The sequence below is a fragment of the Streptococcus ferus DSM 20646 genome (assembly GCF_000372425.1).
Lineage (GTDB): Bacteria > Bacillota > Bacilli > Lactobacillales > Streptococcaceae > Streptococcus > Streptococcus ferus.
Genome location: NZ_AQVD01000007.1, coordinates 26,107 through 49,153, shown reverse-complemented (window position 1 = coordinate 49,153; position 23,047 = coordinate 26,107). Strand labels below are relative to the sequence as shown.

Here is a 23,047-nt window from a genome sequence, read left to right as displayed (position 1 = left end):
GCGGGGGTGGGACTACAAAATCGATGTCTACGAAATCCCGATTTTTGTCCCACTTCCTTTGGTTTAAAGCACATTTATTTAATGTAAAAGAGCAAGATGCCTATTTGAGAAATCACGTTAACGCTGGCGTGGATGATCCAAGTGTTCATAATACTGAAGTGAGATCTATTGATAACCAGCCAGCCTAGCGCGTAGGCGATTGGAAAGGTCATCAGCCCCATGACTGCCATTGGCAGGAGACCATAGTTTGTCAGCGCTGGGAGGTGCATGAGGGAGAACAAAAACGCCTGTATCACATTGGCTTTTTGAGGACTGGTAAACTGTCTGAAGGTATTTAGGAGACAGCCTCTAAAGAGTATCTCTTCGGTAAGGGAGGTTTGAATCACCGCCCAAAGCAAGATAACGAGAAGGGTCTGAACATCCAGTCCATTTGCGAGATAGGCCTTGACGGTCAGAGCATCGGCATTATTCATTTGACCACCCTGATAAAGCCAGCCGGCAGGCAGCAGAGCAATCACTAAATAACTGGCAGAAATGAGCAAAATGGCTTTATAATCAATAGCTGTTTTTTTAAGACCAATCCATTCTAAATAAGGCTGCTTGTTTTTTTGAAAGATTGCTTTTAAAACGAAAGCCAAAAGCAAGACAATAGCTAATTGCAGCAAAGAACTGATCATTTGACTAATAACATACATGATTCTACCTTCCTTTCACGTTTTGTAAGCAACTGCGGACATTTACAGCAAAAAGAACAAATGAACGGACAGCCTCAGTCATTAGTTTTGATTGGTAATGGCGCTTTTATCAGGGCTGCTGTGGGCAATTCGGCTGGCTGCTGAAGCGGCAATCGCACCGACAATATCGTCCAAAAAGGTATGGCAGTGCTGTCCGTCCTTGCTGTTAAGCTGTTTAATAATGCCCGGTTTTATCTTGTCAATATAGCCGTAATTGGTAAAGCCAATCGAGCCAAACACATTGACAATCGACAGGGCTAAAATTTCATCAATCCCGTAGAGCCCCTCATCCTCCATCAGAATATCATTGAGTGGCTGGGACAATTCTTTCTGTTCTGCCAGCATATCCAACTCGATGCCAGTGATAATGGCATTTTGCACCTCACGCTTACTCAGCACCGCATTGACACTGTCAATACACTCTTCTAAGGTCAAATCTTCAATGTACTGATTCTGGAGGCAGAGGACCAAGTCCGCAATATCCGCAATAGCCACTCCGCGCTCTTCCAACAGCGCCAGCGATTTCAGTCGGAGTTCCTTGTCTGATTTCATCATCTACCTACCTTTCTTCATTGATCCTTCCAAGATTATTATAGCAAAAAATCGTTTGAAATTGGCCTAGAATTCGTTTTCTTACGGTTACCCATCGTTTCTGGCAAATAGCCAAAGTTCCCAGAGTGGGTGGGGTTATTTTTGGCAAAAGCCGAGTCACAGGAAAAAATCCAAAAAATCATTGCAGAAGATCCGTTTTTTATCCATGAGGTGGCAAGCTATGACATCATAGAATTTATCCCGACGAAATCTGCAAATGGCTTAGCAGCCTTTATTAGTTGAGACAGTTTCCATATCATTTTGTGTTGATAATGGCTGAAAAACAGCAGTCTAAAGCAGATTTGAAAGTGTTTCAGTATTTGATTTCATCAGCAAGCGAAAGCCACCAGTTATCTGCTTCTAAACCTCCAAAGTAGTTGCGAGATTCCAGATAGCAGCCTTTTCTATGCTATAATGGAAAAAGAAATGGAGGAAATCGATGTCAAAAGAACGCTTGGTAGCTTTTACGGATGCCGTGATTGCCATTATCGTGACGATATTAATCTTGGAATTTGAAAAACCGACCAGTTTGACCTGGGCAGCCGTCTGGGATTTGCGGATGAATCTCTTTGCCTACACCATCTCCTTTTTCTGGATTGGAACCATGTGGGTCAATATGCATCGGACCTGGGACAATATTACAAGAATCAATAATAAGCTGGTGTGGATTTCCCTGCTCCTGCTCTTTTTCTCCTCTTTCTTCCCCTATACCACTAATATCGTAGCGACAAACTTTAACAACTCAGTCGCACAAGCCCTCTACGGCATCGTGGTGCTCTTGGTCTCCCTGACAAACGTGTGGATGTACCAAGAACTGGCTGCAGTAGCGGAAGATTCTGTCGCAAGAACCCTAGCCTTTGGCCATAATCGCATCATGGTGTTGGACATCGCCCTCAAACTCTTAGGCCTCATTCTAACCCTGACGGTCTTCCCATCAGCTATGATGTGGTCCGTGCTGATTACGGCTCTTGTGCTTATTATTCCGAGATCACTTTAGTTACAAACAACGCAACGCACCAAATTTGGTGCGTTTGTTCTTTTTTATGCTATAATGATATTAAATATGAGGAGGATATTATCTATGATTGGAGACAATATAAAATCTTTACGACACAAACATCATTTGACGCAGCCCGAATTTGCAGAAATGGTTGGGATTTCCCGCAATAGCCTGAGTCGGTATGAAAATGGAACCAGCACCGTTTCAACAGAACTGATCGATCGCATTTGCCAAGAATTTAACATTTCTTATGTCGATATTGTAGGGGAGGACAAAATGCTAACACCCGTTGAAGATTACCAATTGACCTTAAAAGTAGAAGTCATTAAAGAACGTGGGGCAGCCATTTTATCCCAGCTCTATCGTTATCAGGATAGTCAGGATATTGCTTTTGATGATGAAGCCAATCCTTGGATTCTCATGAGTGATGATTTGGCTGAATTGATCAATACGAAAATTTATCTTGTCGATACTTTCGATGAAATCGAGCGTTACAATGGCTATTTAGACGGTATTGAGCGGATGTTGGACATGGTGCATCATCGGGTGGTGGCTTAATGAGACTGGAAGAATTTAGTGAGGCTGAGTTTCAGAAGGCCTTGCAGCGAACCATTCGGGCCTTAACCCGAGGAAAAACTATTCCGGACCAACCGAAAGCTATCTTACTTGGTGGACAAAGCGGAGCGGGTAAGACAACGATTCATCGAATTAAACAAAAGGAATTTCAAGGCAATATCATTATCATCGATGGTGACAGCTATCGTTCTCAACACCCCAATTACCTAGCACTGCAAGAAAAGTATGGCAAGGACAGCGTGGACTATACCAAGGGATTTGCAGGAAAAATGGTAGAGTATCTGGTTGATGAACTTAGTACACAAGGTTATCATTTGCTGATTGAAGGGACTTTGCGTACCACTCAAGTTCCTCGTCAGACTGCTCAATTATTAGCTTCTAAAGGTTACCAAGTTTCTTTAGCTGTAATTGGTACCAAACCAGAATTGTCCTATCTCAGCACCTTGATTCGTTACGAAGAACTTTATGTCATCGATCCTAATCAGGCCAGGGCAACATCAAAAGAACACCATGATGGGATTGTTGAGAACTTGGTTGAGAACTTGAGGGAGTTAGAAAGAGAGCAACTCTTTGACCAGATTCAGATTTATCAGAGAGATCGAACTTGTATCTACGATTCTGAAACCGATGAAGGTTCCGCAGCAGAAGTGTTACAAGAATGCCTCTTTGGAAAATGGAGTAAAGTCGAGGAAGAGATGTTGAAGATGGGGCAAGAGCGGTTAAGAGAGATTTCAGTAATAAAAGAAAATTTGTAGGAGATATGATATGTATTTAAAAAGTTTGTCAATAAAAAATTATAGAAAATATGGCGAAGACGTTCAGACTATTAACTTTGCTCATAGTAAATGGCCAGATAGGTCAGGTACTGAAACGGAAACAGAGTCGGAAAAGATAAGTATAACAGAAAAATATATATCAAAAAGTTCATCATTAATCGTAGGAAAAAATAATTCTGGTAAAAGTACAATTGTTAAATTACTACATACACTACAAAATACCAAGTCTGGCAGTAGAAATGTTTTCAAGTATACAGATTTTAATTTAAAAATGTTATCAGATTGGTATAAAGAGAATATTGATAGTAAATCCGAAGAAGAGATAAAAAGTATTGCTAAATCTGACTTTCCTAAACTAGAGTTTCAATTAGTATTAGGAATTGATGATGGCAATGATTTGATTTCAAGTTTCGAAGATATATTAATTCTAGGGGGGATAGAGACAATTGGAACTCACGCAAGTGAGGAGGTTGCAGAAGTAACTGTCGATGTTAGGTATGAAATTGCTGATGTTCAGTCTTTCTTAGAGGAACTTGTTAAAATTAAGAGAGGTTATTTAGGGGGGAACGAGCAATATCAAAAAGATCTTCAATACCGAAAATTTTTAGGTTTATTTAGCAGTAATTACTTTGTATTAAATTGTTATCCGCTGGGAAGAGAGGAGCCTGCTAAAGAATTTTCTCTATCTTCATTACTAAAGGTAGAGACAATAGAAGCAAATACGGTAAAAAATGATAAGACACTTTCGCAAGCCTACAATAAAATCGTTTCAACTTATGTAAAAAATAATGATATTACAGAAATTGATAGCTTAGTTGGTAGTATTAATTCTCAAGTAAAGAATATGGTTGATCGCAAAATTAAGGATATTCTTCAAAATGCAGTTTCTAGCATTGAGTCAATTAAGAATTTAAAGATGAATTTGCATCCAGATGTAACTTTAGAGAAGATTTTTGAGAATAGCATTATTTATGAGTATCAGGAGGGAAATAACAATATACCTGAAAGCCAGTTTGGCATGGGTTATACAAATTTGATGGTTATTATCGCAAAGATTGTTGACTATATTGAATTATATAGTGAGAAGGATATTAATGGCTCAGTAAATATTCTCTGTATTGAAGAACCAGAGTCATTTATGCACCCCCAGATGCAAGAATTATTTATAAAAAACATTTCAAAAGCAATTGCCACCTTACTGAGAGAAAAAGACCAGCTAGATAAATTTCAAATTATCATCACGACTCACTCAACACATATTTTAAACAGTAAAATTCAATCAGGAAATACTCTTAATAATATTAGTTATTTAGGTCAAGCAGGCGTGAATAATATTATTAAAAACATAAGTGATGACAAAATAGTGTCTGGTAGAGGTATTGACAAAAAATCTTATAGATATATAAAGAAGTATTTAAGGCTAGAGGTTTCAGATATTTTCTTTGCGGATGCAGTGGTTTTAGTTGAGGGAGTTTCAGAAGAAACTTATCTCAGATACAAAATTGATAGACATCCCGTTTTGAAAAATCATCATGTTAAAGTTTATAGGATTGATGGTGCATATGCACATCAGTTTACTAGCTTGTTAGATTTATTAGGTATTAAGACTGTTATTTTTACAGATTTAGATTTAAAAAGATCAGAATCCGAAAAAATAGTGGATATAAAGGATAATGATAGTCCTGATATTATTCCATCAAATATTGCTAATTTAGAAGCAAAATATGGTGACTTAAAAGATTCTTTGATGAGTACAAATGGAACTATACAGCACTTTATAAAAAAAGAGTTAAATAATGACAAAGCTAAATGCAATGAAATTAACGAAAAGATAATTGATATGCTTACAAATAAAGAGGAGTTGGCTTTTGAGTTTAACAACATTTTGATATATTCCCAAGGCATTATAAACGGATATTATGCTACTAGTTTTGAAGAAGCAGTTGTTTTAACAAATGCAATAGGTAATGGAGATGAAAATTTGTACAAGAAATCTTTGATTAAACTTTTAAAATATGTTCATCCGAATATGAAATATTTTGGGGATATTGATGAAACTTCAAATATAGTTGATAAATCTTATATGTACCAGGTTAAATTATCTGATGGGAAATCAAAATTTTCTACAGGGTTAGTATATCTATCTGTAACTGATGATACTTTTAATCTCAAACTTCCTAAATATATTGAATCAGGTTTAAAGTCGCTTTGCGATTACTTCAAGGAGTAAACGATGACATATACGATTAGTCCAGAAAATAAACAGCTAGAGTTAGACATTCAGCAAGAAATTAATGAATGTTTAGATAATTTTGAGAGCTTTTGTTTCGATGCCGGTGCAGGAGCAGGTAAGACTTATGCACTTCAAAAATCAATTGAGCATATTTTGAAGACGAGGGGAGAAAATTTAAAGTTAAGTAATCAAAAAATCTTGTGTATTACTTATACTAATGCTGCAAAAAATGAGATTCTTGATCGAGTTGGAAAAAATACTTCGGTTGTAGTATCTACAATTCATGAATTTCTTTGGGGATTTATTGCGATTCAGCAAGAACTACTGACTGAAGAACATAAGAAAAAAATTAGAGAGGAACTTTCTGGAATTGAACAAAAGATAAGTGAAAATTCGCTATCTAGTCATGTGAATCAGATTGAGTTTCAAAAAGTTATCTGTAATGAAGACTTTTTGAAAGTTTTCTACAATACACCTAGTAGTCCTGCAGTTGATTTTAAAGCAGCAATTCTAGCTTATAGTGATTATTTTGAAAAAGATGGTTTGTTAAAAAATATTTCTAAGTTTCGTAGTCTAGTTAGTCATATTAATAATAAGTATAAATTAGAAATAGCACTAACGGAAATCGAGAATAAGAAATCCGGAAAAATAATCTATAATCCAATTCGAAATAAAGATAAGCTTGAGAATTATGTAATTAGTCATGATACATTATTGCTTTATTGTAAAAATATTATTACGAGTCATAATTTGTTAAAGAGACTATTTTCAGATAGATATCCGTATATCTTAGTTGATGAGTATCAAGATACAGATGAAAAGGTTGTTGCTATTATCAATAGCGTCAGGGAATATTCAAATTCTAAGAAAAACTTAGTAGTGGGATTTTTTGGTGATTCCTTACAAAATATTTATGGTTCAGGAGTAGGTGTTCTGCCAAATAAAGAAGAATATAAGAGTATTGAGAAAATCTTCAATCGCCGTTCTTCTAAGCAAATAGTAGAGTTGATTGAAAAAATTAGGAATGACAATTTTGGTCAACAATCCATATATAGTGATTTTGATAATGGATCTTATAATTTTTACATAGCTGGCGAAGACTTTAGTTTAGATACTTTTTTACAGGAAAATAGCCTGGCTAATAATACATCTTGTCTACTAATGAAAAATGATGATATTTCAAAGGCCCGAGGATTTGATGAAATATTGTCAGTTTTGAAAAAATTTCCTAGATTTAGTGGTACTAGCTATGAAAATGTGACTAATGAATTTTTACAGCAGAACTTACAACATATGGGATGGTTTTTAAGAGAAATATTAACTTTCATAGACTTTATTCAAAAGACAGGAGACGATAATTCAACAGTTAGAGAGATTGTCCAGTTTGTAACTTCTTATAAATCAACACTCACATTTGCAGAGATGAAACAATTTATTAGTAGCTCAAGAAAAATTAATCTTTCAAAACTGACAATTAATGAATGTCTTGATGACATTGCTAATATTCGAGAACGAATCTCAGGTGAAGATATTTTAAGAAAAATATTCGCAATAGATGATACTGCTGATAACATTTTAGTGAATATAAAGAATCGTGCCTATGATTATTTTTATTATTTCCAGGATTCAGAGGAGGAAATGGAGAGAGAAATGTCAGTTATTGATGAATTTTTTAATCTAGATGTTTCTCAATTTATCAAGTGGTATAATTATATTTTTGATGACTTAAAAAATAAGGGAATTAGCTATTATACATTACATGGTTCAAAAGGCCTTGAATTTGATAATGTAGTTGTAGTACTGCAAGACAAATTTGCTAGAAAAACTGATTATTGTAAATATTTTTTTAAAAATTATAATTCTACAACTTTTGAGGATAATAGATTTCAAGAAATTCGTAACTTACTTTATGTAGCGTGCTCAAGAGCAAAAATAAATCTTCATGTAATTTATATTTCTAATACCTATGAAGATGTGTTAGAAAATATAGGAAATATTTTTGGCGATGTTCAAAAATTAACATAATGATCTTTCGTTTTAGAACTCCTGCTCTCGTTGTTTTCACTAATGTGATATCTTCCAAACAAACGATGCTAGAAAATAACCTCCAATCAATTTCGAACAAATGTTCAAGATTCCAACATATTCTAGTTGATTTTTGATATAATGTAAAAAAACAACAAAGGATTAAACATGAATAAACGAGAACGACTAGAAGAAATTACACGATTGGTAAACAAAAAAGGCACAGTTCGAATTTCTGAGATTGTTGAATTGCTAAATGTTACTGATATGACCGTTCGACGTGATTTTATAGAGTTGGAAGAGCAGGGGGTCTTAACTAAAATACACGGCGGTGCTAGAAGTAATAAGGCTTTTCAATATCGTGAATATTCTCATTCTGAGAAACACATTCAAAATAAGGAAGCCAAGCAAGAGATAGCAGAAAGAGCTGCACAACTGATAGAAGATGGAGACACGGTATTTTTAGGTCCTGGCACAACAGTTGCCTTTCTGGCTGAAGCCATTAAAAATCTTCGCCTAACTGTCATCACAAATTGTATGCCTGTTTTTACCATCTTATCTCAAAAGAAGACCGAGGAGTTTCAAGTCTTTCTCTTGGGGGGAGAATATCGCCAAGTAACAGAATCGTTTGTAGGAGAAATTACCAATACAAGTCTAGAAAAAATGCGATTCAGCAAGATCTTCTTTTCAGGTAATGGACTTAAGGGGACTGATGTCATGACCTCCACCCTCGCTGAAGCCTATACGCAAAACCTTGCCATTAAACATTCTTTAGAAAAATATCTACTGCTAGATGCTTCGAAAATTGGAAAAGATGATTTTACTTCCTTTTGTGATTTGAATGATGTAACTGCTCTAGTGACAGATATGAATGCAAAGGATGAAAACTACCAATTATTACATAACCACATTGAAATTATTTCTACAAAATCATAAAATTATCAAAACCAACAGCAAAATGTTGGTTTTTTGTTTGTATAAGAAAAAAATGAACAAAAATAAAACAAAATATGTTGACTTTATGTTTGTTTGATTGTATAATTTAAACATAAAAAGCGAAAACGCTTTTTCTAAGTTTTGCAAAACAACGATTTTCTGCCACATATGGCTACAACTTTCTATTTTTGTTAGGAGATAGGTTATGACAATCATTATCGGTGCTGATCCAGCGGGCTCAAAACTAAAAGACGTTATTAAAGATTATTTGCTAGAAAAATCATATGACTTTAAAGATGTCAGTGATGGAAGTGATTTTGTTGATACAACTTTGGCGGTAGTTGCAGCAGTCAATCAAGAAGAAGGAAATCTTGGTATTGTGATTGATGCTTATGGCGTTGGTCCATTTATGACCGCAACTAAAGTCAAAGGCATGATTGCTGCAGAAGTTTCAGACGAACGCTCTGCCTATATGACAAGAGGACACAACAATTCGCGTATTATTACAATCGGTAGTGAGATTGTAGGAGAAGGAATTGCTAAAAATATCGTTAAAGGATTTGTTGAAGGTGAGTATGATGGCGGCCGTCACCAAATTCGTGTTGATATGCTAAATAAAATGTGCTAATTGTTGTAAACAAAGGAGAATAAGAGATGAAAATTGCAATCGGTTGTGACCATATTGTGACCTATGAAAAAATCGCTGTGGTAGATTATTTGAAAAATCAAGGATATGAAGTTTTGGACTTTGGGACATATGACAATGTCCGTACGCATTACCCAATCTTTGGTAAAAAAGTTGGTGAAGCTGTTGCAAGCGGACAAGCAGATTTGGGAATTTGTATTTGTGGAACAGGTGTTGGAATCAACAATGCTGTAAACAAGGTTCCTGGTGTTCGATCAGCTTTGGTTCGTGATATGACCTCTGCACTTTACGCTAAGGAAGAGTTAAATGCCAACGTCATTGGTTTTGGTGGGAAAATTACGGGTGAGTTGCTTATGTGCGACATCATTGAAGCCTTCATTAAAGCAGAATACAAACCAACTGAAGAAAACAAACGTTTGATCGAAAAGATTGCTGCAGTTGAAACGCTCAATCAAGAGCAGGCTAATCCAGAGTTCTTTACAGAATTTCTTGAAAAGTGGGATCGTGGAGAATACCACGACTAGGAGGCTCACATGATTTTGACGATCACTTTAAATCCGTCGGTTGATATTGCCTATCAATTGGATACCTTTCATTTGGATACTGTCAATCGAGTAGAAAACGTTCAAAAAACAGCTGGAGGCAAGGGGCTCAATGTGACACGAGTTTTGAAACAAATCGGTGAAGATGTTGTGGCTACTGGTTTTATTGGTGGTGAGATTGGAAGTTATGTAAAGAAACAACTCACTCGAAATGATATTAAAAATTCCTTTGTGGAGATTGGGAATGAAACACGTAATTGCATTGCGATCCTTCACGATGGTCAACAGACGGAGATTTTAGAACAAGGACCAACTATTCAAGAACATGAAGCCTTGAATTTTATCGAACATCTAGAAATTATCCTGAACAATGTAGATGTTGTTGCTATTTCAGGAAGTTTGCCTAAGGGACTTGCTAGCAATTATTATGTAGAAATTGTAGAACTTTGTAAAAAATACGGTGTAGCTGTTGTTCTGGATTGTTCTGGTGAGGCGCTGAAAAAAGTTTTGGAAAGTCAGCAGAAGCCGACAGTTATTAAGCCAAATACAGAAGAGTTATCACAGTTAATTGGAAAAGATGTCACAGATGATACTCAAGAATTGAAAGCAGTTCTGTCAGGTCAATTATTCCAAGGAATTGAATGGATAGTCGTATCATTGGGTGCAAAGGGGACTTTTGCCAAGCACAATGACAAGTTCTATCGTGTCAGAATTCCAAAAATAAATGTCGTCAATCCAGTAGGTTCAGGTGATTCAACAGTTGCAGGAATAGCAGCTAGTTTGGCGCATGCATTACCTGATGTAGAACTACTAAAAAATGCAAATGTTTTGGGTATGTTAAATGCTCAGGAAGAACAGACAGGTTATGTCAACTTAGAACATTCAGAAGTATTGTATTCTCAAATTGAAGTCGAGGAGGTTTAAGATGGTATTAACAGCAGAAAAAAGAAAATATATGGAAAAAGTCAGCAATGAAGCAGGGGTTATTTCAGCTCTTGCCTTCGACCAACGTGGAGCCTTGAAAAAAATGATGGCAAAACATCAAGTAGAAGAACCTACTGTGGAGCAGATGGAAGAGCTAAAAACTCTAGTTTCTGAAGAATTAACACAGTTTTCTTCCTCTATTCTTTTAGATCCTGAATTTGGTTTGCCAGCTTCACGCGCCCGTGATGAACAATGTGGATTACTTTTGGCTTATGAAAAAACTGGCTATGACACCAGCTCTACAAGTCGTTTGCCAGATTGCCTAGTAGAATGGTCTGTAAAACGACTAAAAGAAGAGGGAGCAGATGCCATTAAATTCCTACTCTATTATGATGTTGATGGAGACAAATACGTCAATCTTCAAAAACAGGCCTATATTGAACGTTTGGGTTCAGAATGTCAGGCAGAAGGTTTGCCATTCTTCTTGGAAATTTTGAGCTACGATGAAACGATTGAAGACAATGCCAGTGTTGAATTTGCGAAAGTTAAACCTAGAAAAGTAAATGAAGCTATGAAAGTCTTTTCGGATGAACGTTTTGGAGTAGATGTTCTCAAGGTAGAAGTACCTGTGAACATGAATTTTGTAGAAGGCTTTGGAACAGGGGAAGTCGTTTATCCAAAAGAAGAAGCAGCCGAATATTTCCGTCAACAAGAAGCATCAACTCATTTGCCATACATTTATCTAAGTGCAGGCGTTTCAGCTAAGCTTTTCCAAGATACACTAGTGTTTGCACATGAATCAGGTGCAAAATTTAACGGTGTCTTATGCGGTCGTGCAACATGGGCAGGTGCTGTGCCAGTCTATATTGAACAGGGGGAAGAAGCAGCACGTGAATGGTTACGAACTGTTGGTCGTGAAAATATTGAAGGACTGGATGCGGTCTTGTCTCAAACAGCAACTTCTTGGCTAGAAAAATAATATAAAGAATAACCATTTTCTAAAAAGAAAGGGTTTACATTTTCTGAGAATATGCTATAATAGTCTCATCAGCAAGAATAGAGTGGATTGTAACTAATTCGATTAGGCAAGACTACAAATGGATTTGAGAGTAGTGTATTCTCGGTTTGTTTGTAGTCTTTTTTTGCTTAAAAATAGAGGAGGCAATATGTTTAGGATTATACAGTCGCTAAATAATAACGCTGCTCTGGTGAAAAATGAACACGGGGAACAGGCAGTCGTGATGGGATTAGGTATAACCTTTCAAAAGAAGAAAGGGGATTTAATTGTTAAGGATAAGATAGAGAATATCTTTTCGCTAAAAAATGATGAGGCCAAAGAAAATTTTCTAACCTTATTAAAAGATATTCCCTTAGATTTTATTTCGGCAACCTACACGGTTATCAATCATCTAGTAGCGACCTATCACTATCCTGTACAAGAATATCTCTATGTGACACTGACAGACCATATCTATTGTTCTTATCAGGCGGTATTGAAAAATACTTATCAGGAAAGTAGGTTACCCAATATTTCAGCCGAATATCCGTTGGAATATAAAATGGCGCGTGAAGCCTTAGCTATGTTTCGTGAAAAGTTGCTAAAAGATTTTCCAAATGATGAGATTGGTAGAATTGCCCTTCACTTAATTAATGCCAAGGGTGAAACCATTCATCCCACAAGTGAAGAACATGACATCAGCAAAAAAATTATAACAGATGTTGAACAAATTCTAACGGAGAATGGGATTAAACGCTCAAAAGAAAATAGCAATTTTTATGATCGTTTTATGATTCATCTGTCCTATTTTCTGAATTACTTAGATAGATCCCATCAGTCAAATGAATCGATTGCTAGTTTGGAACAGTATATCAAGCTCCAGAATCCAAGAGCTTACCTGATTGGAAGTCAGATTTTTGAGATGATCACAACATTGGTTGATGAACCTGTCAATGACAGTGAAAGGTTCTATATTGTGTTACATATTCAACGGTTATTGTAAATCATACTCTTCGTAAATCCAATTCAGACGTTGTTGCCTCAACTTGATGAACTTTAGTTCTATCTGCGTTTTCGTCGCCTAGTCTGAATTGAATTTCCATTGAGTACATAAAAAAATAGGAGGTTCATATTATGAACAGAGAAGAAATGACCTTATTAGGTTTTGAGATTGTTGCGTTCGCTGGTGATGCTCGTTCTCGTTTGATGGAGGCACTTGCCGCTGCTCAAAAAGGTGATTATGCAAAAGCAGAAGAACTAGTTGAAGCTGCCAATGCTTGTATTGTTGAAGCCCATCATGCTCAGACAAGTTTGTTGCAAAAAGAAGCGGCTGGTGAGGATTTAGCCTTTAGTGTGACACTTATGCATGGTCAAGACCATCTCATGACAACATTATTATTGAAAGATATGATGAGTCATATGATTGAACTTTACAAACGAGGTGATAAGTAATGAATAAATTGATAGCATTCATTGAGAAAGGGAAGCCTTTCTTTGAAAAGATTTCGAGAAACCCTTATTTAAGGGCTATCCGTGATGGCTTTATCGCAGCCATGCCAGTCATCTTGTTCTCAAGTATCTTCCTATTGGTGGCTTTTGTGCCAAATATTTTTGGGTTTACTTGGTCTAATAAAGCTGTAACTGCTATTATGAAACCCTATGTCTATACAATGGGAATTGTAGCCGTATTGGTGGCAGCTACAACTGCAAAATCACTGACAGATGCTTTCAACCGTCAATTATCAAAGACTAACCAAATCAATTTTATCTCAACCATGATTGCTTCCGTTTCAGGATTCTTGTTGTTAGCTTCTGATGAAATTAAAGCTGGTTTTGATAGTGGTTATATGGGGACAAAAGGCCTCTTGACAGCCTTTCTAGCAGCCTTTATTACGGTCAATATCTATAAGATCTGTGTGAAAAACAACGTCACCATTCGTATGCCTGAAGAGGTTCCACCGAATGTGTCACAAGCATTTAAGGATATTATTCCCTATGCCTTATCTATCTTTGTACTTTATGGGATTGACATTGTGACACGTCAATTCGTTGGAACAAATGTTGCTGAAGCTATCTTGAAATTATTTGAGCCATTATTTACAGCAGCAGATGGTTATGTGGGAATTACGATTATCTTTGGTGCATATGCCTTGTTCTGGTTTGTAGGGATCCATGGTCCATCAATTGTTGAGCCAGCAATTGCAGCCATTACTTATGCTAATATTGAAACCAACTTCCAGCTTTTACAGGCGGGTCAACATGCTGATAAAATCCTTACTTCAGGTACTCAAATGTTTATCGTTACCATGGGTGGTACAGGTGCTACCTTGGTTGTGCCATTCATGTTTATGTGGTTAACCAAGTCTAAACGAAACAAAGCAATTGGACGTGCTTCAGTTGTTCCGACATTCTTTGGAGTAAACGAACCAATCTTGTTTGGTGCCCCACTCGTACTCAACCCAGTATTCTTTGTGCCATTTATTCTAGCTCCAATTGTCAACGTATGGATTTTCAAATTCTTTGTTGATACGCTAAAAATGAACAGTTTCAGCGTTAACTTGCCATGGACAACTCCAGGACCATTGGGGATTGTAATGGGAACAAACTTTGCTCCACTTGCCTTTGCACTAGCTATCTTATTGGTAGTTGTCGATGTACTTATCTATTATCCATTCTTGAAAGTTTACGATGAGCAAATTCTTGCTGAAGAACAATCAGGGAAAGTAGAAAATAGCTTAAAAGAGAAAGTGGCAGCTAACTTTAATACTGCCAAAGCGGATGCTATTCTTGAAAAAGCTGCAGTCGATACCGAAATTTCTGAACAAACAAATGTTTTGGTACTTTGTGCAGGGGGTGGTACAAGCGGATTGCTTGCCAACGCTCTAACTAAAGCTGCAAAAGAATATGGTGTTCCAGTTACAGCTACAGCAGGAAGTTATGGGGCACACCGTGAGATTTTGCCAGAGTATCAATTAGTCATCCTTGCACCTCAAGTAGCATCAAACTACGATGATATGAAACAAGAAACCGATGCATTGGGCATTAAACTCGCCAAAACTGAAGGGGCTCAATACATTAAACTCACACGTGATGGTCAAGGTGCTCTTGACTTTGTCAAACAACAGTTTTAGAACCTACATTCACAGTTCAGCACTTCCATCTAAGGCTAGTTTTTCAGCTACTCATCGTTAGTTTTTTTCAAAATACAGTCAGTATTCCTTCAAAAAACTGCCTTGATTAGCGAAAAACTATCTCTTATATACAAGCACTTCACTTGTGAATACAGGTTCTTAATCAAAAGGGGAGGGAGTTAACATCTCCAACTCCTACCCCTTTATTTATTTTTGATAGAAGAAGGTAGGCATATGGTTAAAACATTACCGAAAGATTTTATATTTGGTGGAGCAACTGCAGCATATCAAGCAGAGGGTGCTACACAGACGGATGGAAAAGGTCGTGTTGCGTGGGACAAGTATCTAGAAGATAATTACTGGTACACTGCGGAACCAGCTTCTGATTTTTATAATCGTTATCCAGTTGATTTAGAACTAAGTGAACAATTTGGGGTAAATGGCATTCGGATTTCGATTGCGTGGTCTCGTATTTTCCCAACAGGCTTTGGAGAAGTGAATCCAAAGGGAGTAGAGTACTACCATAAATTATTTGCGGAATGCCATAAACGTCACGTAGAACCATTTGTAACGCTTCACCATTTTGATACACCAGAAACGCTACATTCTAATGGTGACTTTCTGAATCGAGATAACATTGAACACTTCGTCAATTACGCAGCATTTTGCTTCAAAGAATTCCCTGAAGTTAATTACTGGACAACCTTTAATGAAATCGGTCCAATTGGTGACGGACAGTATCTTGTAGGTAAGTTCCCACCAGGGATTCAGTATGACTTAGCTAAGGTATTCCAATCTCACCACAATATGATGGTTTCACATGCCAAGGCAGTTAAGCTCTACAAGGATGCTGGTTATAGTGGAGAAATTGGTGTTGTACACGCATTGCCAACGAAATATCCTTATGATCCAACCAATCCTGACGATGTTCGTGCAGCGGAACTAGAAGATATTATTCATAATAAATTTATCCTCGATGCTACATACTTGGGTTACTATTCTGAAAAAACACTTGAAGGCGTTCGACATATTCTGAAAGTAAATGGTGGGGAATTAGACCTTCGTGATGAAGACTTCGCTGCCTTAGATGCCGCAAAAGATTTGAACGACTTCTTGGGCATCAATTACTATATGAGTGATTGGATGAGGGCTCATGACGGTGAGACTGAAATTATCCATAATGGTAAAGGTGAAAAGGGAAGTTCTAAGTATCAAATCAAGGGAGTTGGTCGTAGAGAATCCCCAGTCGATATTCCAAAAACGGACTGGGATTGGATTATCTATCCGCAAGGCCTTTATGATCAAATCATGCGTGTGAAAAATGACTATCCAAACTATAAGAAAATCTACATCACTGAAAACGGCCTAGGCTATAAAGATGAATTTGTAGATGGAACAGTCTATGACGATGGTCGAATTGATTATGTGAAAAAGCATTTAGAAGTGATTTCAGATGCTATCTCAGATGGTGCCAATGTTAAAGGGTATTTCATCTGGTCCTTGATGGATGTCTTTTCTTGGTCAAACGGATACGAGAAACGATATGGTTTGTTCTATGTTGACTTTGAGACCCAAGAACGCTATCCAAAGAAAAGTGCTTATTGGTATAAAAAAGTAGCAGAAACACAGGTTATTGAATAAAAATAATACAAGGATGCCTAGCTCAAGTTAGCATCCTTGTTTTCATATAAGGGAGGCGGTTTTTATGTTCGAATTAAAAAATGAGAACTTAACAGTACAATTTTCTGAATTAGGTGGGCAAATTACTTCGATAAAAGACAATGATGGTGTCGAGTATCTTTGGCAAGGAGATCCGACCTATTGGAGCGGTCAAGCACCAGTTCTATTTCCAATTTGCGGAAGTTTACGAAATGATTGGGCAATCTATGAACCTGCAGAAAGACCGACATTTACAGGCACAATTCCAAGGCACGGACTTGTGCGAAAAATGATGTTCAAAAATGTAAGAAGAACTGAAAATTCTGTGGAATTTTCTATCTCATCAAATGAAGAAACCGTAAAAAATTACCCATTTGAATTTGAACTTTCCATTAACTACTCACTACTTGGCAATACAATTCGAACTGAATATCGGGTGAAAAATCTTGAAGGACATAGAAGGCTACCTTACTTTATTGGGGGTCACCCAGGTTTTAATTGTCCTTTGTTAGATGGTGAGAGTTATGAAGACTATTATTTAGAATTTGAAAAAGTAGAATCTTGTACAGTTCCAAGAAGTTTTCCAGAAACTGGCTTACTTGATCTGCGAGATCGTCAGCCATTCTTGGAAAATCAAAAGACCTTGGACTTGTCCTATCAACTGTTTGAGCATGATGCCGTAACATTGGATCAATTAGCATCGCGAAAGGTAACCTTGAAATCTAAAAATCATCAGAAGACTCTTTCGATTGCATTTGATGATTTTCCATATTTAGTGATTTGGTCAACTACAAATCAGAGTCCATTTATTGCATTAGAACCTTGGAGCGGACTCTCTACATCACTGGAAGAATCTGACATATTCAATGCCAAACGCAATATTAGTTACGTGGCTCCAAAAGAAGTTGATAAAAAACATTTTGATATTATTATTGAGTAAATACCATAGTTAAGTAATTTAAATATTCTACGGAAAACACTCAAAAAACCCACTGACTTTAATCAGCCAGTGGGTTTTATTACTTATCCGAATCAAAATCTTATTTCAAAAAAGGTAGTGAAAAAGGTAGTGATTCGACTGATTTATACTGCAATGTATTGAAAGTTCATCTTTCAAAAATCGCATAAAATCAAGGTTTCTACTGTCTATTGACGTGTAGTGAATCCCTATTTCACTTCAGTAAAAATCACGTGTTTGCGCAATTTTGGTGAGTATTTTTTCAATTGAAGACGGTCTGGAGTGTTACGTTTGTTTTTTGAAGTAAGGTACAAGCGTTCACCAGATTCTTTATGTTCAAGTGTAATGTTTACGCGCATGGTATCTCCCTTCTATTATTTTGCTTCTGCAGCTTTAGCAATCTTACGTCCTTTGTAGTATCCTTTGAGGGACACGCGGTGAGAACGTGAGTAATCTCCAGTAGTTTCGTCAAATTTCACAGTTGGAGCTGTCAAATTGTAGTGTGTACGACGTTTGTTTTTCTTCGCTTTGGATGTGCGACGTGCAGGTACTGCCATTTTTTCTTTCCTCCGTAAGATATGATGGGCTATAAGCCCCTATTTATTTTTGGGTTAATATGACTTGCGTCAACTTTAACAGTATATCAAAAGATTTTTGTAAAGTAAAGTTACTTGACAGATTTTTTGGAAAAAGCAGAGCAGACTTCTTGATATAGCCAAAAGCTATCGGAAACCATAAAAAATATATATTGTACATTTATAGCTTTTCCCCTTACAATGAACATATCAATTTTTAAGGAGTTTTCTTATGGCAAAAATTCATTCTCACTTCGATCATGTCGGTTCTTATCTTCGCCCCCAAGCCTTGAAAGAGGCGCGTGAGGCCTTTGCCCAAGGGAAGATTAGCAAGGAAGAACTCTTGGACATTCAAGACCGCCTGGTCAAGGAGCTGGTTCATCATCAGGTCGAAAATGGCCTGGAAGTGATCTCAGACGGTGAGTTTGGCCGTTCCTGGTGGCACTTGGACTTCCTCTGGGAATTGACAGGCTTTGAAGCCTACCAGCAAGAGGCTTCCTATAAGTTTCACGGTGCCAAGACCAGAACCACCAATGTCCGGCTTAATGGACAGGTAGCTGAAAACCCCAACCATCCTTTCTACCGTGATTTTGAGTATCTTCTATCCATCACACCAGCAGGAGTGACACCCAAAGTGACCATTCCAAGTCCATCGCTGGTTATCAAGCGGGACCACCGCAGTGACCTTTATGCAGACTACTATGAGAGTTGGACAGACTTTCTCGATGGTTTGGCCAAGGCTTACCATGATACCATCCAGCGCTTCTATGACTTGGGGGCCCGCTATGTCCAGCTGGACGACACCACTTGGGCTTACCTGATTCAGCAGTTGGAGACCTATCAGGATCAGCCAGAGCAGCGCCGGATCTATGAGGAGATTGCGGAGGATGATGTCTATGTCATCAATAAGGCCTTGGAAGGTCTGCCAGAAGATTTGACAGTGGCGACCCATATCTGCCGAGGCAACTTCAAGTCTACCTACCTCTTTGAAGGGAGCTACCAGACAGTGGCCAAGTACTTGGGTCAGCTCAACTACGATATTTTCTTCCTAGAATATGACGATGAGCGATCAGGAGATTTTGCCCCTATCGTGGACATTTGGAATGGCCGTGACCAGGTGGAATTAGTGCTAGGTGTCATTACTTCCAAGGATCCAGCACTGGAAGATATCGATGCAGTCATTGACCGGATTCAAGAAGCAGCCAAGCTCATTCCGCTGAAAAACATCGGCATTTCCACCCAATGTGGCTTTGCTTCAACGGAAGAGGGCAACATTTTGACCGAAGAAGACGAATGGAAGAAGCTCCGCCTCATCAAGACCATCACAGATCAGGTCTGGGGTTAATTTCCAGTCATTTTGAATTTGAAAAGAAATCTTCTACTCTCCAAGGAAGCCTTCCTTGGAGAGTTTTTCTGGCTCTATAACATCTAGCGGAGGTTTTACCCACTACAGAAATTATAGAGCCGATATAAAGGGCTCTTTAGGCCTTATTTATTTTGGGGTTAATATGACTTGCGTCAACTTTAACGGTATATCAAAAGGTTTTTGTAAAGTAAAGTTACTTGATAGATTTTTTGTTTCAACTGTTCAGATCTTGTAGCTTAACAAGAAAGCGTCATAAAAAACTTGTTAATTTTAATATAATTAAGTAAACTATTAGTAATAACAAGATTGGGAAAATGGATGTTAAAGAATTTTGGGATTAAAGTCAGAGAGCTGCGAGCGGAAAAAGGGCTAACCAAAGAAATCTTCTGCCAAGACGAAACGGAACTGTCTATCCGGCAGCTGACACGCATTGAAAACGGTCAGTCGCTGCCTAACCTTAGTAAAGTTGTCTACATTGCCTCTCGGTTGGGGGTTAGCGTTGGAACTTTAACAGATGGAGAGGTTGTAGAGCTCCCGCGGCGGTACAAAGAAATTAAATACCTCCTGTTGCATACACCAACTTATGGAAATCAAGCAAAGTTGGAAGAACGGGAGTCTCTTTTTGATGATATTTTTAATAACTATTACGATCATCTACCAGAAGATGAGCAACTGATTATGGATGCATTGCAATCAAAGCTGGATATTCACTTTAGTGACAATATCAATTTTGGGCGAGGCATTTTAAATGACTATTTTGATCAGGTTCTTTTAAAAGATTACTATCAGCTAAATGATTTAATTATTATTGACTTATATTTATCATGCCTCACCATAAATGGCTTAGAAGACTCAATATTTCGACAGTCTGCTTTTGATCGTATTATCGAAGTGCTAATTTGTCAGGGAGACAGTTTGCCCTTAGATGATCTTTTTATGTTAAATAATGTTCTTTTGAATAATTTTGAACTCTTTTTTCTACTCAAAAAGCACAAGGAAATAGAAGAAATTATTCTGCTGTCAAATAATATCATGCAAAAAATTCATGATTTTCATAAGAAACCGGTTGTAAACATTTTAGAATGGAAATATTATTTATTAGTTAAAAATGATGTTAAAAAGGCTGAGGAAAGCTATCATTCTGCTGTGATGCTTGCTCAATTAATTGGAAATGCTTATTTGGCAGAAAAATTAGAAGAAGAGTGGGCACAAGATTTAAAAAAATAACAGGACATTAATGTCCTGTTATTTTTTTATGCTCTTTTCTATAATAAAGCCATAAAATAAGAGAAAGGAGAAAGCAATGTTTCGTTTTTTAACAGGTTTATCTTGGTGGGGATTGTAAGCTACAAGAATTCGGAGAACACTAATTGAAAAAATTATTCATTCTGAACAAAACAAGTTCTAAACAGCGGCTTTGGTTCTTCAAGAAGGGGGATTTGCTGGCACGTCAGATTGTCAGCTTTAACCCGTGGGAAGCAAAAAGGCTCTCTCTCAGTCGTTTTGAGGCGGCAGATGCGTTGGACATCCGAGACCGGAACGCTTTGCTTCGGTTTTCAGATAAGGATAGGGCGCGTGTTGCCAAACATTTTGAGATCATCGATGAAAATAAGCCGTGATACTTTTTGAATCTTTGCCTGCGAGATGTTACAATAAGGCTATGACAAGATTATTAGACAATGACATAATGGGAGACGAAGAAAGCTCTGAAAGGACACTTCGCCCCCAGTATTTTAAGGAATATATTGGCCAAGATAAGGTCAAGGAACAGTTAAACGTTTTTATTGAGGCTGCCAAATTGCGTGATGAAGCCCTGGATCATGCACTTCTATTTGGCCCACCGGGTCTGGGAAAGACAACCATGGCTTTTATTATTGCCAATGAGCTAGGAGTGAATCTCAAACAGACCAGTGGCCCGGCCATTGAAAAAGCGGGTGATTTGGTGGCCATTTTAAATGAGCTGGAGCCGGGAGATGTCCTTTTTATTGATGAAATCCACCGCCTGCCGATGGCCGTCGAAGAAGTGCTTTACAGTGCTATGGAGGACTTTTACATTGACATCATGATCGGTGCAGGTGAATCTTCTCGCAGTGTTCACTTGGACTTACCGCCTTTTACGTTGATTGGTGCGACGACCCGCGCGGGTATGCTCTCCAATCCTCTGCGTGCTCGGTTTGGGATTTCAGGGCATATGGAATACTATGGCCTGTCTGATTTGACGGAGATTGTTGAGAGGACAGCAGAAGTATTTGACATGCAGATCACTCAGGAAGCGGCTCATGAGCTGGCTCGGCGCAGCCGCGGAACGCCTCGGATTGCCAACCGTCTGTTAAAGCGTGTTAGAGACTATGCCCAAATTAAAGGCGATGGCCTTATTGATGGCAGCATCACGGATAAGGCGCTGACCATGCTGGATGTCGATCGAGAAGGATTGGACTACGTTGATCAGAAAATCCTGAAAACCATGATTGAGATGTATCAGGGAGGGCCGGTCGGGCTAGGGACTTTATCGGTTAATATTGCAGAGGAGCGTGAGACCGTTGAGGATATGTATGAGCCTTACCTCATTCAAAAAGGGTTTATGATGCGAACCCGCAATGGTCGGGTGGCGACAGCCAAAGCTTATGAGCATCTTGGCTATCCTTACACAAAAGATTGACAAACGAAATCTCGCTGACCTTACTATAAGGGTCCCTTTCTTCCGTTAAAGGGGCTTTTTGTCTGGGAGTTTCTCGCCGCCTTTTCTGTCTGTTTGGCTGTATACCGCCTTGTGTTAGCGCCATCTTCTAGTCGCTTGCAGGAAATCTCGCTGCAGCAGAGGTCCAGACAGGTGACACCTGCTTTGGCTGTCTGTGAAATTCTCCTGCCATTTTCGTTATGCTCACACAAGTTTTCTGTTATAATAGTAGGAAAGGAGTTTGTCATGACTAAAGTCTGTTTTGTCTGTTTGGGAAATATTTGTCGCAGCACCATGGCTGAATTTGTGATGAAAGCCTGTGCTGCTGGTGTCGAGATTGAAGTCGAAAGCCGTGGAACGTCTAACTGGGAACATGGCAACCCTATTCATCACGGGACACAGACGATTCTTAAAAAATATCAGATTCCTTACCAGAAAACAAAAAGATCTCAGCAGGTGAAGCTGACGGATCTAGAGCATTTTGATTATATCATTGGTATGGATAAGGAGAATGTTGCGGACTTAAAACGCCTATCGCGGGGGCTTTTTGACCATAAGATACATCTATTTGATGACAAGGGCGTGCCGGATCCATACTATACCGGTGATTTTGAAGAGACCTATACTTTGGTTAAAAGAGGCTGCCAAGACTGGCTTGCCAAACTTCAGACAGAAGAGGACTAGCTTTCTTAATGATAAGA

At 37.9% G+C, this 23,047-nt stretch carries 25 protein-coding genes; 21 read left to right on the top strand and 4 right to left on the bottom strand.

Annotated features, from left to right (window positions below; translation table 11 throughout):
- Window positions 1–74: 74 nt before the first annotated feature.
- Together A3GY_RS0108970 and A3GY_RS0108965 are read right to left on the bottom strand one after the other, a co-directional pair.
- The gene (locus tag A3GY_RS0108970) at window positions 75–695 is read right to left on the bottom strand and encodes a CPBP family intramembrane glutamic endopeptidase (protein ID WP_018031066.1); all 621 of its coding nucleotides are present in this window, start codon (window positions 693–695) and stop codon (window positions 75–77) included.
- Window positions 696–776: 81 nt separating this feature from the next.
- Complete coding sequence (locus tag A3GY_RS0108965) at window positions 777–1,286, bottom strand: phosphatidylglycerophosphatase A family protein (RefSeq protein ID WP_026162004.1); 510 nt, start codon at window positions 1,284–1,286, stop codon at window positions 777–779.
- 141 nt (window positions 1,287–1,427) lie between these two features.
- On the opposite strand from A3GY_RS0108965, the gene A3GY_RS10330 reads away from it, so the two are divergent.
- From A3GY_RS10330 to A3GY_RS0108880, 16 genes are all read left to right on the top strand, one after another.
- A complete protein-coding gene (locus A3GY_RS10330) occupies window positions 1,428–1,568 on the top strand; it encodes a YciI family protein (RefSeq protein ID WP_018031064.1) in 141 nt (46 codons plus the stop codon).
- A gap of 196 nt (window positions 1,569–1,764) precedes the next feature.
- Entirely contained in the window at window positions 1,765–2,322 is a 558-nt protein-coding gene (locus A3GY_RS0108955; RefSeq protein WP_018031063.1) for a TMEM175 family protein, read from the top strand.
- 84 nt (window positions 2,323–2,406) lie between these two features.
- Window positions 2,407–2,883: a type II toxin-antitoxin system antitoxin PezA gene (gene pezA / locus A3GY_RS0108950; RefSeq protein ID WP_018031062.1), complete on the top strand. Its 477-nt coding sequence runs from the start codon at window positions 2,407–2,409 to the stop codon at window positions 2,881–2,883.
- Window positions 2,883–3,656, top strand: a complete 774-nt coding sequence (gene pezT / locus A3GY_RS0108945; protein WP_018031061.1) for a type II toxin-antitoxin system toxin PezT — start codon at window positions 2,883–2,885, stop codon at window positions 3,654–3,656. Before pezA ends, pezT begins: the two co-directional genes overlap by 1 nt.
- Window positions 3,657–3,666: 10 nt before the next feature.
- Entirely contained in the window at window positions 3,667–5,907 is a 2,241-nt protein-coding gene (locus A3GY_RS0108940; RefSeq protein WP_018031060.1) for an AAA family ATPase, read from the top strand.
- A 3-nt stretch (window positions 5,908–5,910) separates the two neighbouring features.
- Window positions 5,911–7,935: a UvrD-helicase domain-containing protein gene (locus A3GY_RS0108935; RefSeq protein ID WP_018031059.1), complete on the top strand. Its 2,025-nt coding sequence runs from the start codon at window positions 5,911–5,913 to the stop codon at window positions 7,933–7,935.
- A 168-nt stretch (window positions 7,936–8,103) separates the two neighbouring features.
- Window positions 8,104–8,871: a DeoR/GlpR family DNA-binding transcription regulator gene (locus A3GY_RS0108930; protein WP_026162003.1), complete on the top strand. Its 768-nt coding sequence runs from the start codon at window positions 8,104–8,106 to the stop codon at window positions 8,869–8,871.
- A gap of 205 nt (window positions 8,872–9,076) precedes the next feature.
- The gene (lacA, locus tag A3GY_RS0108920) at window positions 9,077–9,499 is read left to right on the top strand and encodes a galactose-6-phosphate isomerase subunit LacA (protein ID WP_018031056.1); all 423 of its coding nucleotides are present in this window, start codon (window positions 9,077–9,079) and stop codon (window positions 9,497–9,499) included.
- 26 nt (window positions 9,500–9,525) lie between these two features.
- Entirely contained in the window at window positions 9,526–10,041 is a 516-nt protein-coding gene (lacB, locus tag A3GY_RS0108915; RefSeq protein ID WP_018031055.1) for a galactose-6-phosphate isomerase subunit LacB, read from the top strand.
- A 9-nt stretch (window positions 10,042–10,050) separates the two neighbouring features.
- Complete coding sequence (locus A3GY_RS0108910; RefSeq protein WP_018031054.1) at window positions 10,051–10,983, top strand: tagatose-6-phosphate kinase; 933 nt, start codon at window positions 10,051–10,053, stop codon at window positions 10,981–10,983.
- A gap of 1 nt (window position 10,984) precedes the next feature.
- Window positions 10,985–11,962, top strand: coding sequence for a tagatose-bisphosphate aldolase (gene lacD, locus A3GY_RS0108905; protein WP_018031053.1), 978 nt, complete (start codon window positions 10,985–10,987; stop codon window positions 11,960–11,962).
- A gap of 187 nt (window positions 11,963–12,149) precedes the next feature.
- Window positions 12,150–12,983, top strand: coding sequence for a PRD domain-containing protein (locus A3GY_RS0108900; protein ID WP_018031052.1), 834 nt, complete (start codon window positions 12,150–12,152; stop codon window positions 12,981–12,983).
- Window positions 12,984–13,114: 131 nt separating this feature from the next.
- A complete protein-coding gene (locus A3GY_RS0108895) occupies window positions 13,115–13,432 on the top strand; it encodes a PTS lactose/cellobiose transporter subunit IIA (RefSeq protein ID WP_018031051.1) in 318 nt (105 codons plus the stop codon).
- Window positions 13,432–15,111, top strand: a complete 1,680-nt coding sequence (locus A3GY_RS0108890; RefSeq protein WP_018031050.1) for a lactose-specific PTS transporter subunit EIIC — start codon at window positions 13,432–13,434, stop codon at window positions 15,109–15,111. The genes A3GY_RS0108895 and A3GY_RS0108890 overlap by 1 nt, the downstream gene beginning before the upstream one ends.
- Window positions 15,112–15,345: 234 nt before the next feature.
- The gene (lacG, locus tag A3GY_RS0108885) at window positions 15,346–16,752 is read left to right on the top strand and encodes a 6-phospho-beta-galactosidase (protein ID WP_002941144.1); all 1,407 of its coding nucleotides are present in this window, start codon (window positions 15,346–15,348) and stop codon (window positions 16,750–16,752) included.
- Between the two features lie 64 nt (window positions 16,753–16,816).
- Complete coding sequence (locus tag A3GY_RS0108880) at window positions 16,817–17,710, top strand: aldose 1-epimerase family protein (protein ID WP_018031049.1); 894 nt, start codon at window positions 16,817–16,819, stop codon at window positions 17,708–17,710.
- Window positions 17,711–17,937: 227 nt separating this feature from the next.
- On the opposite strand, the gene rpmG is transcribed toward A3GY_RS0108880, so the two are convergent.
- Both rpmG and rpmF read right to left on the bottom strand, forming a co-directional pair.
- Complete coding sequence (rpmG, locus tag A3GY_RS10180; protein WP_002262412.1) at window positions 17,938–18,087, bottom strand: 50S ribosomal protein L33; 150 nt, start codon at window positions 18,085–18,087, stop codon at window positions 17,938–17,940.
- A 15-nt stretch (window positions 18,088–18,102) separates the two neighbouring features.
- Complete coding sequence (gene rpmF / locus A3GY_RS0108875) at window positions 18,103–18,285, bottom strand: 50S ribosomal protein L32 (RefSeq protein WP_018031048.1); 183 nt, start codon at window positions 18,283–18,285, stop codon at window positions 18,103–18,105.
- Between the two features lie 250 nt (window positions 18,286–18,535).
- Between rpmF and A3GY_RS0108870 the strand changes: the two genes are divergently transcribed.
- From A3GY_RS0108870 to A3GY_RS0108850, 5 genes are all read left to right on the top strand, one after another.
- Window positions 18,536–19,648 carry a vitamin B12 independent methionine synthase gene (locus A3GY_RS0108870; protein WP_018031047.1) on the top strand — a complete coding sequence of 371 codons (1,113 nt, stop codon included), beginning with the start codon at window positions 18,536–18,538 and terminating at the stop codon, window positions 19,646–19,648.
- Between the two features lie 339 nt (window positions 19,649–19,987).
- Complete coding sequence (locus A3GY_RS0108865) at window positions 19,988–20,896, top strand: helix-turn-helix domain-containing protein (protein ID WP_018031046.1); 909 nt, start codon at window positions 19,988–19,990, stop codon at window positions 20,894–20,896.
- A gap of 143 nt (window positions 20,897–21,039) precedes the next feature.
- Window positions 21,040–21,288, top strand: coding sequence for a hypothetical protein (locus tag A3GY_RS0108860; RefSeq protein WP_018031045.1), 249 nt, complete (start codon window positions 21,040–21,042; stop codon window positions 21,286–21,288).
- Window positions 21,289–21,329: 41 nt separating this feature from the next.
- A complete protein-coding gene (ruvB, locus tag A3GY_RS0108855; protein WP_026162002.1) occupies window positions 21,330–22,328 on the top strand; it encodes a Holliday junction branch migration DNA helicase RuvB in 999 nt (332 codons plus the stop codon).
- Between the two features lie 264 nt (window positions 22,329–22,592).
- The gene (locus A3GY_RS0108850; RefSeq protein ID WP_018031043.1) at window positions 22,593–23,030 is read left to right on the top strand and encodes a low molecular weight protein-tyrosine-phosphatase; all 438 of its coding nucleotides are present in this window, start codon (window positions 22,593–22,595) and stop codon (window positions 23,028–23,030) included.
- Window positions 23,031–23,047: the final 17 nt, after the last annotated feature.

What these genes read in the sequence shown, in the direction of transcription:
- lacG (WP_002941144.1), top strand. Translation starts at nt 15,346, where the DNA reads ATGGTTAAAACATTACCGAAAGATTTTATATTTGGTGGAGCAACTGCA.
- pezA (WP_018031062.1), top strand. Translation starts at nt 2,407, where the DNA reads ATGATTGGAGACAATATAAAATCTTTACGACACAAACATCATTTGACG.
- A3GY_RS0108965 (WP_026162004.1), bottom strand. Translation starts at nt 1,286, where the DNA reads ATGAAATCAGACAAGGAACTCCGACTGAAATCGCTGGCGCTGTTGGAA.
- A3GY_RS0108970 (WP_018031066.1), bottom strand. Translation starts at nt 695, where the DNA reads ATGTATGTTATTAGTCAAATGATCAGTTCTTTGCTGCAATTAGCTATT.
- A3GY_RS0108850 (WP_018031043.1), top strand. Translation starts at nt 22,593, where the DNA reads ATGACTAAAGTCTGTTTTGTCTGTTTGGGAAATATTTGTCGCAGCACC.
- A3GY_RS0108865 (WP_018031046.1), top strand. Translation starts at nt 19,988, where the DNA reads ATGTTAAAGAATTTTGGGATTAAAGTCAGAGAGCTGCGAGCGGAAAAA.
- A3GY_RS0108930 (WP_026162003.1), top strand. Translation starts at nt 8,104, where the DNA reads ATGAATAAACGAGAACGACTAGAAGAAATTACACGATTGGTAAACAAA.
- A3GY_RS0108935 (WP_018031059.1), top strand. Translation starts at nt 5,911, where the DNA reads ATGACATATACGATTAGTCCAGAAAATAAACAGCTAGAGTTAGACATT.
- rpmF (WP_018031048.1), bottom strand. Translation starts at nt 18,285, where the DNA reads ATGGCAGTACCTGCACGTCGCACATCCAAAGCGAAGAAAAACAAACGT.
- A3GY_RS0108910 (WP_018031054.1), top strand. Translation starts at nt 10,051, where the DNA reads ATGATTTTGACGATCACTTTAAATCCGTCGGTTGATATTGCCTATCAA.
- rpmG (WP_002262412.1), bottom strand. Translation starts at nt 18,087, where the DNA reads ATGCGCGTAAACATTACACTTGAACATAAAGAATCTGGTGAACGCTTG.
- pezT (WP_018031061.1), top strand. Translation starts at nt 2,883, where the DNA reads ATGAGACTGGAAGAATTTAGTGAGGCTGAGTTTCAGAAGGCCTTGCAG.
- A3GY_RS0108900 (WP_018031052.1), top strand. Translation starts at nt 12,150, where the DNA reads ATGTTTAGGATTATACAGTCGCTAAATAATAACGCTGCTCTGGTGAAA.
- A3GY_RS0108940 (WP_018031060.1), top strand. Translation starts at nt 3,667, where the DNA reads ATGTATTTAAAAAGTTTGTCAATAAAAAATTATAGAAAATATGGCGAA.
- lacD (WP_018031053.1), top strand. Translation starts at nt 10,985, where the DNA reads ATGGTATTAACAGCAGAAAAAAGAAAATATATGGAAAAAGTCAGCAAT.
- lacB (WP_018031055.1), top strand. Translation starts at nt 9,526, where the DNA reads ATGAAAATTGCAATCGGTTGTGACCATATTGTGACCTATGAAAAAATC.
- A3GY_RS0108895 (WP_018031051.1), top strand. Translation starts at nt 13,115, where the DNA reads ATGAACAGAGAAGAAATGACCTTATTAGGTTTTGAGATTGTTGCGTTC.
- A3GY_RS0108870 (WP_018031047.1), top strand. Translation starts at nt 18,536, where the DNA reads ATGGCAAAAATTCATTCTCACTTCGATCATGTCGGTTCTTATCTTCGC.
- A3GY_RS0108890 (WP_018031050.1), top strand. Translation starts at nt 13,432, where the DNA reads ATGAATAAATTGATAGCATTCATTGAGAAAGGGAAGCCTTTCTTTGAA.
- lacA (WP_018031056.1), top strand. Translation starts at nt 9,077, where the DNA reads ATGACAATCATTATCGGTGCTGATCCAGCGGGCTCAAAACTAAAAGAC.
- A3GY_RS0108880 (WP_018031049.1), top strand. Translation starts at nt 16,817, where the DNA reads ATGTTCGAATTAAAAAATGAGAACTTAACAGTACAATTTTCTGAATTA.
- ruvB (WP_026162002.1), top strand. Translation starts at nt 21,330, where the DNA reads ATGACAAGATTATTAGACAATGACATAATGGGAGACGAAGAAAGCTCT.
- A3GY_RS0108955 (WP_018031063.1), top strand. Translation starts at nt 1,765, where the DNA reads ATGTCAAAAGAACGCTTGGTAGCTTTTACGGATGCCGTGATTGCCATT.